Annotated in this window: 6 protein-coding genes; 3 read left to right on the top strand and 3 right to left on the bottom strand. The window is 62.7% G+C overall.

Going from position 1 to position 12,497, the window contains the following annotated elements; all coding sequences use genetic code 11:
• The first annotated feature begins 117 nt into the window (after nucleotides 1-117).
• Both IVA74_RS02795 and IVA74_RS02800 read left to right on the top strand, forming a co-directional pair.
• The gene (locus IVA74_RS02795; RefSeq protein WP_247339664.1) at nucleotides 118-1,869 is read left to right on the top strand and encodes an outer membrane beta-barrel protein; all 1,752 of its coding nucleotides are present in this window, start codon (nucleotides 118-120) and stop codon (nucleotides 1,867-1,869) included.
• A gap of 86 nt (nucleotides 1,870-1,955) precedes the next feature.
• Entirely contained in the window at nucleotides 1,956-3,887 is a 1,932-nt protein-coding gene (locus tag IVA74_RS02800; RefSeq protein ID WP_247339665.1) for a DUF262 domain-containing protein, read from the top strand.
• 48 nt (nucleotides 3,888-3,935) lie between these two features.
• On the opposite strand, the gene IVA74_RS02805 is transcribed toward IVA74_RS02800, so the two are convergent.
• Complete coding sequence (locus IVA74_RS02805; protein WP_247339666.1) at nucleotides 3,936-5,387, bottom strand: glutamate synthase subunit beta; 1,452 nt, start codon at nucleotides 5,385-5,387, stop codon at nucleotides 3,936-3,938.
• Nucleotides 5,388-5,544: 157 nt separating this feature from the next.
• Complete coding sequence (gltB, locus tag IVA74_RS02810; RefSeq protein WP_247339667.1) at nucleotides 5,545-10,278, bottom strand: glutamate synthase large subunit; 4,734 nt, start codon at nucleotides 10,276-10,278, stop codon at nucleotides 5,545-5,547.
• 490 nt (nucleotides 10,279-10,768) lie between these two features.
• Here gltB and IVA74_RS02815 point away from each other — a divergent pair, with 490 nt between their 5' ends.
• The gene (locus tag IVA74_RS02815; RefSeq protein WP_247339668.1) at nucleotides 10,769-11,545 is read left to right on the top strand and encodes a hypothetical protein; all 777 of its coding nucleotides are present in this window, start codon (nucleotides 10,769-10,771) and stop codon (nucleotides 11,543-11,545) included.
• A gap of 61 nt (nucleotides 11,546-11,606) precedes the next feature.
• Here the strand turns inward: IVA74_RS02815 and IVA74_RS02820 are convergent, their stop codons facing one another.
• Complete coding sequence (locus IVA74_RS02820; protein ID WP_247339669.1) at nucleotides 11,607-12,377, bottom strand: alpha/beta hydrolase; 771 nt, start codon at nucleotides 12,375-12,377, stop codon at nucleotides 11,607-11,609.
• Nucleotides 12,378-12,497 lie beyond the last annotated feature (120 nt).

Genomic DNA, 12,497 nt, shown 5'->3' on the forward strand with positions numbered 1-12,497 from the left:
ACGCCCCAGCCCTCAACCGGTCGTTAACCATAATTGTTTTAACTCCATTAACGATGGTGCCCGCCAGCCGGCGGAGGCTATCGCGAAAGTGTTTGATTTCGTTGGGGTTCTTCCATCGTGGGGTCGTCTCCAGGCACGAGCCGGAGCAAACGCGCGCATTTCCTGCGCGCCGCTTTGCCGTGTCTCGCGCTGACGGCCCTCGGAAGCGCACCGGCAGGCGCCCAGAGCCTCACCCCCGACCTGTTCAGCCCCAACCGCGGTGGCTTCGCCTCACCCGACACGCTGCCGACCCGCCGTACCGCGGGCGTGCCGCAGGCACCCTTGGATGCGCTGCCGGCGCTCCCAGATCCCAATGCCGATTTGCGCAAGCGCCAGCAGGCGCCGGCGCGCGCGGGCCAAAACCCGACCAATCAGGTGCCGACCTACGGCCTGCCCGCTGCCAATGGCGCCAGCGCCTCCGGATACGATTCGCTCAACCGCAAGCGGCTGCAGCCAAAGCTCTATCCCGGACAGCCAAAGCCGAAACGCCCGGTCGGTCCCGGCTCGCCGGTGCCGCCGGCAACGCCGGATCGAACGCTCGGGCCGCCGCGCATCGCGCCGCCACCCTCCGAGACCGCGCACAAGACGCCGGTGCCGCCGGCGCTGGCCGGCAACGTGCCCGGCCAGCCGCTGCGCCGCCGCCTCAAGCTCGACGAGGATTCGTTCGGCGCCGTCGGCGACTATGCCGGCAGCTTCCTGATCAAGGGTGGGCTCGAGCTCTCCGCCGGCTACGACACCAATCCGGCGCGTTTGAACAAGCCTGTCGGCTCGCCGGCTTATGTCGTCGCGCCCGACCTTCTCGTGGTGTCCGACTGGGAGCGCCACGCGCTGGTCGCCGATTTGCGCGGCTCGTTCTCAGGCTACACCAACAACATGCCGGCGACGATCGACGGCTTTGCCTCGCCCTCGCCGGTCGAGGTTGACCGCCCCGACTTTACCGGCCATGTCGACGGCCGCATCGACGTCAATCGCGATCTCAAGCTGACCACGCAGCTCCGCCTGCGGCTCGCCACCGACAATCCCGGCAGCCCGAATGTGCAGGCCGGCCTGCAAAAATATCCTGTTTACGCCACCTACGGCACGACCGTCGGCTTCGACCAGACCTTTAATCGCTTCCAGGTCGCTGCCGGCGCCGCCGTCGATCGCACCGCCTACACCAATTCCAAGCTGACCGATGGCTCGACCTTCAGCAACGATGATCGTGACTTCAACCAGTATGGCGGCGTGGGGCGCTTTTCCTACGAGCTGAAGCCGGGCCTGAAGCCGTTCGTCGAAATCCAGGGCGACACCCGCGTCCACGACCAGCCCGCGGACCGCAACGGCTACTTCCGCGATTCGAACGGCGGGTACGCCAAGGTCGGCTCGTCCTTCGAGTTCTCGCGCATCCTCACGGGCGAGGTCTCGGTCGGCTATTCCGCGCGCAACTATGTCGATCCGCGGCTGAGCCAGCTCGCGGGCTTCCTCACCTCGGGCTCGCTGATCTGGAACGCGAGCGGCCTGACCACGGTGAAATTCGCCACCGACACGCAGATCGCGGAGACCACCGTGCCCGGCTCATCCGGCGTGCTGGTGCACACCTACGCCGCCGAAGTCGATCACGATTTCCGCCGTTGGCTTACGGCAGTGGGCAAGTTCACCTACGGCACCTACGACTACCAGGGCCAGAATCGCAACGACAAGACCTACTCGCTCGAAGGCAATCTGATCTACAAGCTCAACCGCAACATCTGGATCAAGGGCACGCTGCGCCACGACATCCTGGACTCGAACCAGGCGGGATCTAGCTCGCAGGGGACGGTGATGATGGTGGGGGTGAGGTTGCAGAATTGAGCCGGTCGTAGTTCGATTCGCCTCGCCATTGCTTGATCACCCCAATAGTCCTTCCTTTAAGAAAGAGCTGCAGTGGCTGGCTGACATTGCGCTGGACATCCGCGGGAAAAAGTGGCTCAGATGCAATCAAAAATTGCATTAGGGGCTTTTCAAAAATGGACGTTCATAAGTCATCTCTGCTTTCCGTGTTTGATGCGAAGCAAAGACTGGAGGTTCCACTCTTTCAGAGGCAATACGTTTGGGATGAGGAACAGCAGTGGCTCCCTCTTTGGGAGGATATTGAACGAAAGTTCAGCGATGCTCTTAGCGGCAGGCTCGATGCGCCTCATCACTTCCTGGGAGCCATGGTACTAGATCAAAAGCAGACTCCCACGGGCCATGTCGTAGTACGTCAAGTGATCGATGGCCAGCAACGCTTGACAACGTTACAAATCTTCCTTGCGGCTTATCGAGACTTTTGCAAACAAGAGAACTGTAAGTCACTCGCTGATGAGTGTGACAAGTTTCTATTTAACGCAGGGATGATGGCTGATCCCGAAGTCGACAAATTTAAGGTGTGGCCAACACAGCTAGATCGCGCGCAATTTGGAAATGTTATAGCGTCTGGTTCACGAGAGGAGTTGCTTAAGCGTTATCCATTGGTTCGGCGGCCTTACGCGCGAAAGCCTGAGCCCCGTCCTAGAATGGTAGAGGCCTATCTCTTCTTTTTTGAGCAGTTGAAGCAATTCTTCCTCGGCAGCGAAGGTGAAAGTCCCGCCGGCGCAGAGTTCGAGCTGGCCACTAGAGTCGACGAGTGCTTTCAAGCACTACGAAATGCGTTGATGGTCGTCGTGATCGATTTGCAAAAGGACGACGATCCACAGGTCATATTTGAGACACTTAACGCTCGCGGCGCGCCGCTTCTCCCCGCGGACTTGTTGAAGAATTACATTTTTTTTCGGGCAAGCCGCGCTGGTCTCGATGTTGAGGCAAGCTATGAGAAGTATTGGGCTCGGTTTGACGACGAGTTTTGGCGACAGGAGGTTAAACAAGGTCGACTTGTGCGTCCTCGTAGTGACCTGTTCATGCAACACTTCCTAGCAAGCCACCAAGGACGCGATATCCCGATCAAGCATCTATTCGTCGAGTATCGTCACTGGCTAGAGATGACTAAGCCGTTTTCAAATGTTAGCGAGGAACTGGCGGCGCTTGCGAACCAGGGTGATGCTTTTCGGAGGATAATTGCTCCAGAAAAAGACGATATCATTTATCGCCTTTGTATGTTTCTTGAGGCCTACGACATAAGAACAGCATACCCCCTCCTCCTGGCTCTGCTAGATGCACAGCTAAATGCTTCTAGCTGGACGGCTATTTCTACTATTCTTGAATCATACCTTCTCCGAAGGTCTGTATGCAATCTGAACACAAAAAACTATAACCGGATCTTCTTAGCGCTCACGCGAAGCCTGAGAAGAGATGGCTTCGAGCCGGATCGCTTGCGGTCACTCTTGTTGGAACAAGGTGGAGAGTCCAGCGTATGGCCAGACGATGCGATGTTCCGAAATTCGTGGCTCAACGACGCTCAATATGGACCTTTGAACAACCCGAAGTTGGTGCACATCCTTGTTCGTCTAAATGAAACGCTTATGTCGCCTAAAGCTGAAAAGATTTCAATTGATGAAAAGCTAACCATTGAGCACATCATGCCTCAGAGCTGGATCAGCAATTGGCCTCTTCCCGATGGATCGACGGGGCTCGATTATGCTGGATTGCAATTGGCCAATGGCGATTCTCGGGCGATTGCGACCGTTAAAAGAATGGGCGCGATTCAGACACTCGGCAATTTGACGGTTCTGACAACCGCACTAAATTCAGCTCAGTCGAACCTTCCTTGGAAGCAAAAGCGTCCAGAGATCAAAAGGCACTCGCTGCTTCCTATCAATCAGATGCTCGACGATTTTCCAACTTGGGATGAGGCAGCTATTGAAGAGAGAGGGAGGCTCCTCTTTGATCGCGCTCTGAGGTTGTGGAAGCGGTAAGCGTTGTGATGTGTAGTCGTCGTAGTCTCCACGACTGCGACGATGGGTTTACCGCGGCAGATCCGTCTTCCCCATCAAAAACGTGTCGATCGACCTTGCGCACAGCCGCCCCTCGCGGATCGCCCAGACCACCAGCGACTGACCCCGCCGCATGTCGCCGGCCGAAAACACGTTCGGGCGCGAGGTCTGGTAGTCGAGCGTGTTGGCCTTGACGTTGCCGCGCGGGTCGAGCTCGACTGCGAGCTGCTTGAGCAGGCCCTCGTGCACGGGATGGACGAAGCCCATCGCGAGCAGGACGAGGTCGGCGTCGAGCTCAAATTCGGTACCGGCGATCGGCTTGAACTTGTCGTCGACGCGGACGCAGTGCAGCTTCTTGACTTGGCCGTTCTCGCCGGAAAACTTCTGCGTCAGCACGGCGAATTCGCGGGCCGCGCCTTCGGCCTGGCTCGAGGACGTCCGCATCTTCAGCGGCCAGTTCGGCCAGGTCAGGCCCTTGTTCTCGTGCTCGGGCGGAGCGGGCATGATCTCGAGCTGGGTCACCGAGAGCGCGCCCTGGCGCAGCGAGGTGCCGATGCAGTCGGATCCGGTGTCGCCGCCGCCGATGACGACGACGTGCTTGCCGCCAGCGAGGATCTCGCTGACGCCGTTGAGCGGCTCGCTGGAGACGCGGCGATTTTGTTGCGGCAGGAAATCCATCGCGTAGTGGACGCCCGAAAACTCGCGGCCGGGGATGGGCAGGTCGCGCGGAGCTTCCGCGCCGCCGGTCAGCGCCACAGCATCGTACTCGTTGAGCATCTCGCGCGGATCGATATTGCCGTCGATGCCGACATGGCTGTTGTAGTGGAAGGTGACGCCTTCCCCCTCCATCTGCGTGACGCGGCGGTCGATGACGTTCTTTTCCATCTTGAAATCAGGAATGCCATAGCGCAGCAGGCCACCGGCCTTGGCGAACTTCTCGAACAAATGCACGTCGTGACCTGCGCGCGCGAGCTGCTGCGCGCAGGCCATGCCGGCCGGGCCGGAACCGATCACCGCGACCTTCTTGCCGGTCTTGACCGCCGCGATCTCCGGCTTCAGCCAGCCATTGTCCCAGGCGCGGTCGACGATCGCGCATTCGATGGTCTTGATGGTGACGGGGTTGTCGTCGATGTTGAGCGTGCAGGAGGCCTCACACGGCGCCGGGCAGATGCGTCCGGTGAACTCCGGGAAATTGTTGGTCGAGTGCAGATTGCGCGAGGCCTCTTCCCAGTTGCCTTGGTAGACGAGGTCGTTCCAGTCCGGGATCTGGTTGTTGACCGGGCAGCCCGGCGTTCCCGGCGCGACCGAGCCGGTGCCGTGGCAATAGGGAATGCCGCAATTCATGCAGCGCGCGGCCTGGTCGCGCGTTTCCTTCTCGGTCAAGGGAACGACGAACTCGCCAAAATGCTTCACGCGCTCGGCGACCGGGGTGTACTTGCGGTCGTGCCGTTCGATTTCGAGAAAACCCGTGATCTTGCCCATTAAACCCGAAGTCCCTGCCGCTTAAATTCGTTTTGTTCTCTCACCCCTCATCCTGAGGAGCGGCGCACTTGGCGCCGCGTCTCGAAGGATGAAGGCCCCGCTGATGGTCTCATGGTTCGAGACGCGCTTCGCGCTCCTCACCATGAGGCTTTCTTAGCTACGCCCCGATCGCGATTTTCGGCTCGGCGTCCGCGTTGGCGGCCATTTCGCGCAGCGCGCGCCGGTACTCCACCGGCATCACCTTGCGGAATTTGGGCAGCCAGTCCTTCCAGTTGGCCAGGATGTCGGCGGCGCGCTTGGAGCCGGTCGCTTTCGCATGACGCGTGATCAGGACGTGCAGCCGCTCGACGTCGGAGGCGAGCAGGTTCTTGAACACGTCGACCCGGCCGTGCGCCTCGAGGTCACCCGAGTGGTTATAGGTGCCGGCGTTGATCAGCTCTTCCGACAGCACCGGCTCGAGCTCGACCATCGCCATGTTGCAGAGCTTGTCGAAGTCGCCGCTCTCGTCGAGCACATAGGCGATGCCGCCGGACATGCCGGCCGCGAAGTTGCGCCCGGTCTTGCCGAGCACGACGACGATGCCGCCGGTCATATATTCGCAGCAATGATCGCCGGCGCCTTCGACCACAGCGACCGCGCCGGAGTTGCGCACGGCAAAGCGTTCGCCGGCGACACCGCGGAAGTAGCACTCGCCATCGGTCGCGCCGTACATCACGGTGTTGCCGACGATGATACTCTCTTCCGGCACGATGGCGCTGTTGGCCGGCGGCTTGACGATGATCCTGCCGCCCGAGAGGCCCTTGCCGACATAGTCGTTGGCTTCACCCTCGAGCTCGAAGGTGACGCCATGCGCGAGCCAGGCGCCGAAGGCCTGGCCGGCGGTGCCCTTGAGGCTGACATGGATGGTGTCATGCGGCAGGCCGGCATTGCCGTAGATCTTGGCGACCATACCGGACAGCATCGCGCCGGCGGAACGGTTGGTGCTGTTGATCCCGGCCTCGATCTTCACCGGCGCGCCGCGGTCGAGCGCAGGCGTTGCCTTCTCGATCAGCGTGCGGTCGAGCACGGCTTCCAGATGATGGTTCTGGCGCTCGGAGTGATAGACCTTCTGGCCCTTCTCTTCCTTCTGCTTGACGAACAGCTTCGAAAAATCGAGCCCCTTGGCCTTCCAGTGCGCAACCAGCCTGGTCTGGTCGAGCAGCTGCACCTGGCCGATCATCTCGTTGAAGGTACGGAAGCCGAGCGAGGCCATGATCTCGCGAACTTCCTCGGCGACGAAGAAGAAGTAGTTGATCACATGCTCGGGCTGGCCGGTGAAGCGCTTGCGCAGGACAGGGTCCTGGGTCGCGACGCCGACCGGGCAGGTGTTGAGATGGCACTTGCGCATCATGATGCAGCCTGCCGCGATCAAAGGCGCAGTGGCGAAGCCGAACTCGTCGGCGCCGAGCAGCGCGCCGATGACGACGTCACGGCCGGTGCGGAAGCCGCCGTCGACCTGGACCACGATGCGGCTGCGCAGCCGCTCGCGCACCAGCGTCTGGTGGGTTTCAGCGAGACCGATCTCCCACGGCGAGCCGGCGTGCTTGATCGAGGTCAGCGGCGAAGCGCCGGTGCCACCCTCGAAGCCCGCGATGGTGACGTGGTCGGCGCGCGCCTTGGCGACGCCCGCGGCCACCGTGCCGACGCCGATCTCCGAGACGAGCTTGACCGAGACGTCGCCCGTGGGGTTGACGTTCTTGAGGTCGTAGATGAGCTGCGCCAGATCCTCGATCGAGTAGATGTCGTGGTGCGGCGGCGGCGAGATCAGGCCGACGCCCGGCGTCGAGTGGCGAACCTTGGCGATGGTCGCGTCGACCTTGTGGCCGGGCAGCTGTCCGCCTTCGCCGGGCTTGGCACCCTGCGCCATCTTGATCTGCATCATGTCGGAGTTGACGAGATACTCCGTGGTAACGCCGAAACGGCCCGAGGCGACCTGCTTGATCGCAGAGCGCATGCTGTCGCCGTTCGGCATCGGCTTGAAGCGGTCGGCTTCCTCGCCGCCTTCGCCGGTGTTCGACTTGCCGCCGATCCGGTTCATGGCAATCGCCAGCGTGGTGTGCGCCTCGCGCGAGATCGAGCCGAAGCTCATCGCGCCGGTGGCGAAACGCTTGACGATGTCCTTGGCCGACTCGACCTGGTCGAGGGCGACAGGCTTGCGCTTCTCTTCGTCCGCGTTCTTGATCCGGAACAGGCCGCGCAGCGTCAACAGGCGCTCCGACTGCTCGTTGAGGATTTTTGCGAAGGCACGGTAGCGGTCCAGCGAATTGCCGCGCGCGGCGTGCTGGAGCAGCCCGACCGACTCGGCGGTCCAGGCATGGTCCTCACCACGGCTGCGATAGGCATATTCGCCGCCGACGTCGAGCGCGGTCTTGTAGACCAGAGCATCGCCGAACGCGTCGGCATGGCGGCGCACCGCCTCTTCCGCGATCTCGGCGAGACCGACGCCCTCGACGCGGGTGTGCGTACCGGCGAAGAATTTTCCGACGAATTCCGCCTTCAGGCCGATGGCGTCGAAGATCTGCGCGCCGCAATAGGACTGGTAGGTCGAGATGCCCATCTTGGACATCACCTTGAGCAGGCCCTTGCCGATCGACTTGATGTAGCGCTTGACGATCTCGTAGTCGTCGAGCGAGCCGGGCAGGCGGTCCTTCATCGCGATGATGGTTTCGAACGCCAGATACGGATTGATCGCTTCCGCGCCGTAACCCGCGAGACAAGCGAAGTGATGCACTTCGCGCGGTTCGCCGGATTCGACGACGAGGCCGACTGAGGTGCGCAGACCCGTGCGGATCAGATGATGATGCACGGACGCACAAGCCAGCAGCGACGGGATCGGCACGCGGTCGGTGCCGACCATGCGGTCGGACAGGATGATGATGTTGACGCCCTCGCGCACCGCGCTTTCGGCGCGCGCGCAGAGCTCGTCCAGCACCTGGTCCATGCCGGCCGCGCCGAGGCCGGCGTGGAAGGTGGTGTCCAGCGTGCGCGACTTGAAGTGCGAGTCGGCCACGTCAGAGATCGAGCGGATCTTTTCGAGGTCCGCGTCGGTCAGGATCGGCTGGCGCGCCTCGAGGCGCTTGGTGGTGGCAAGGCCTTGCAGGTCGAACAGGTTCGGCCGCGGTCCGATGATGGAGACGAGGCTCATCACCAGCTCCTCGCGGATCGGATCGATCGGCGGGTTGGTGACCTGCGCAAAGTTCTGCTTGAAGTAGGTGAACAGCGGCTTGGCCTTGTCCGACAGCGCCGAGATCGGCGTGTCGTTGCCCATCGAGCCCGCGGCTTCCTCGCCAATCGAGGCCATCGGCGTCATCAGGATGGTGATGTCTTCCTGGCTGTAGCCAAACGCCTGCTGGCGATCGAGCAGCGACAGGTTGGAGCGCACGCCGGTGGTCGGCGCCTTCGGCAGCTCTTCCAGCACGATCTGGGTCCGCTCCAGCCACTCCGTGTAGGGATGGCTCCTCGCGAGCTCGGCCTTGATCTCGTCGTCGGGGATGAGGCGGCCCTGCTCGAGGTCGACCAGCAGCATCTTGCCGGGCTGCAAGCGCCACTTGGTGATGATCTGGTCCTCGGGAATCGTCAGCACGCCCATCTCGGACGCCATCACGATGCGGTCGTCCTTGGTGACGAGATAGCGCGCTGGCCGCAGGCCGTTGCGGTCGAGCGTGGCGCCGATCTGGCGGCCGTCGGTAAAGGCGATCGCGGCGGGGCCGTCCCACGGCTCCATCAGGGCTGCATGGTATTCGTAGAAGGCGCGGCGCTTCTCGTCCATCAAGGGATTGCCGGCCCACGCCTCCGGAATCATCATCATGACGGCGTGCGGCAGCGAGTAGCCGCCCTGCACCAGGAATTCGAGTGCGTTGTCGAAGCAGGCGGTGTCCGACTGGCCTTCGTAGGAGATCGGCCAGAGCCGGTTGATGTCCTTGCCGTACAGCTCGGAGCTCACCGAAGCCTGGCGCGCTGCCATCCAGTTGGTGTTGCCGCGCAGCGTGTTGATCTCGCCGTTATGCGCGATCATGCGGTAGGGATGTGCCAGCGACCAGGCCGGGAAAGTGTTGGTCGAGAAACGCTGGTGAACGAGTGCGAGCGCGCTCTCGAAATCCTTTTCGTGCAGATCGGGATAATACTTGCCGAGCTGGTCGGCGAGGAACATGCCCTTGTAGATCACGGTGCGGCACGACATCGAGCAGGGATAATAGCCGGCGAGGCCGCGGTCGCGGCGCTGGTAGATCGCCTGCGAGATCGACTTGCGCAGGATGTAGAGCCGGCGTTCGAAATCGTCCTCGGTTTTGGCGGTGCCGTTGCGGCCGATGAACACCTGCATGCAGGCGGGCTCGGTCGGCTTCACGGTGACGCCGAGCGAGGAGTTGTCGGTCGGCACGTCGCGCCAGCCGAGCAGCGTCAGGCCCTCTTCCTTGATCTGGTCGGCAATGATGCTCTTGATGACGTTGCGCCAGGCGGTGTCGCGCGGCATGAACAGCGCGCCGATGGCGTATTCGCCCGGATTGGGCAGCGCGAAGCCCAGCTCCTTGGCCTTGCGAGTGAAGAAGGCGTGCGGAATCTGCACCAGAATGCCGGCGCCGTCACCGGCGCGCGGATCGGCGCCGACGGCGCCGCGGTGCTCGAGGTTGCAGAGGATGCTGAGTGCGTCCGCGACGATCTCGTGGGACTTCTGGCCCTTGATGTTGGCGATGAAGCCGACGCCGCAGGAATCCTTTTCCAGGCTCGGATCGTACAGGCCTATGGCCGGCGGGCGCGAATTGTGTTCCTGAATCGGGTCGCTCGTTTTCGAGGCGAGCGTCGCCGACAGTTGTTCTGCCACGATGTTTCCGCGCTCGACTTGCGACCCGTTCATGTCCTCGTCCTCTCCATGCGGCAAGCTGCCTCACCGCCATCTTCGGCGCACCTTGGGCGTCCCGCGGCACCCGCTTCTGGGTCACCGCTCGTCCGCTCGCGAGCCGCATTTTCTTAAATTCAGGCCAAGGCGTTCTTCGTCCCCGAGAACGGCTTTGCCTGTTGCCTTACTGGCGCTCGAAAGCACCGACTTTCGTTGCAATCCCTATGCCGGAATCGCAAGCAAAATTGAGACAGTCTTCCTGTCCTAACCATCACCTTGCCAAATTTTTGTCTATCACACAAGCGCGTGCAAGTCCCGATTCCCGAGGTGTCAATCACCGCTTTCCGCAAGCCGTGCGGCCCCGGTTTTGAAGCAAACGCGCCCTGATCCGGCCCTGCCGACGCCGAAATCCCTAAGGATGCTTCGGATCGACCCTTCGAAAGGCGCGCCACGCCGCAAGAAGCGAAAGAGCGCGAGACGTTCGGGGGCTGACAGGAGCGTGTCGACCATGAAGTTTTTCACAGGATGTGTGGCCGCTGCCACGCTGGTGCTGGCTGCGACCGCGGCTCAAGCGCAGGTTCTTGCGCAAGTTCCGGCGAACGGTAGCGGGAGCAGGGCCGCTATTGCGGTGTCGGATTTCGACGGCCCCTATGCGCCATCGGACGCCGCGACGCCGCCGCGTTACGGCCAAGGCTACGGCTATGGCTACGAAGACCGCGGCCCGCCCCCGGTGCTGCTGCCGTCGACCGAGGTCTACGCGGTGCTGCGCGATAACGGCTTCTCGCCGCTGGGCATCCCGCGCCTGCGCGGCAGCGTCTACACCATCGCGGTGATCGACCGCCGCGGCGAGGACGGCCGGCTGGTGATCGATGCCCGCGACGGAAGAATTTTGCGCTTCATGCCGGCCGCTGACGCCTACGGCATGGCGCCTGCCTACGAGCAGCCCGCGGTTGCGCCCTACCGCCCGCAAAGCGCGCTGCCGCCACCGACCATGGTCCGCAGTGGCCCGCCACGCCCGCCGGCCCCGATTCCGCATGTCGCCAGCCGCGCCGTACCGGTGCCGAAGGCCGCCCCGCCGCGTGGCGAGGCGCCGGTCGCCGCCAAGCCGGCCGAACCCACGACGCAGCAGGCCCAGGCGCCGCAGCCTGCGCAGCAGGCGGTGGCCGTGCAGGCCAAGCCCACCGAAGCCGCACCGCAAGCCGCGGCAGCAACCGTCGTTCAGGCCAAGCCGGCTCCCAGGATCATGCCGACGCAGGAGATGCCGGCCGCACAGGGACTGGATTAGACCTGAGCAAAACAAAAGCGCCCGAAAACCTCGGGCGCTTTCTCATTGAGCCGATCGCCGGTCAGCTCCGCCCGTACCCCGCCGCTTCCAGGATCAGGTTCGCCACTTCTTTCGGGTGCGACACCAGCGAGAGGTGGCCGGCATCGAGCTCGACCGTGGTGGCGTTCATGCGCTTGGCGAGGAAACGTTCGAAATCGGGATTGATGGTGTAGTCGTTCTTCGACACCGCGTACCAGCTCGGCTTGGAATGCCATGCCGCCTCCGTGGTGCGGCCGGCGAAGATCGAGGCGGCCGTTGGCCATTGCACGGCGTAGAGCGCCTCGGCCTGCTCCGGCTTAACGCCATTGGCGAAGTACTTCAGGAAGGCGTCTTCCGAAAGCTTGGTGTAACCGTCGCGCTCGACGACGCCGGCGCGCACCGGTCCCGCGGGGAATTGCTTCGACAGAGCGACGAAATCCTCGTTGGCATCGGGTGCGCGGGCGGCGACATAGACGAGGCCGGTGACCTTTGGGTCGTTGCCGACCTGGCTGATCACGGTGCCGCCCCAGGAATGCGCAACCAGCACGGTTGGACCATCCTGTTCGGCCAGCGCGCGCTTGGTCGCCTCGACGGAGTCCGACAGCGACGATAGCGGATTCTGCACGGCAGTGACGTTGAGGCCTGCGGCCTGGAGGATCGGGATCACCTCCGACCAGCTTGAGCCGTCGGCCCAGGCGCCGTGCACCAGCACGACGTTCCTGGCCTTCACCGTCTGCGGGGTCTGTGCGTGAGCAAGGCTGATGGGGGCCGCCAGCAGGCTCGCGGCGACGAAAAGGCTGCGCCAAAGTGTCATGATCGTTTTCCGTCTCATTTTGTGTTCGATATCCAAAGGACGGTGTGCGGAGCGGCGGCGTTACGCGTGGTCACTCACCTGTGACAAGTGTCGGGCGCGTACGAGACTCGCAGGCGAGCC

This window comes from Bradyrhizobium sp. 132, assembly GCF_023074185.1.
Classification (GTDB): domain Bacteria; phylum Pseudomonadota; class Alphaproteobacteria; order Rhizobiales; family Xanthobacteraceae; genus Bradyrhizobium.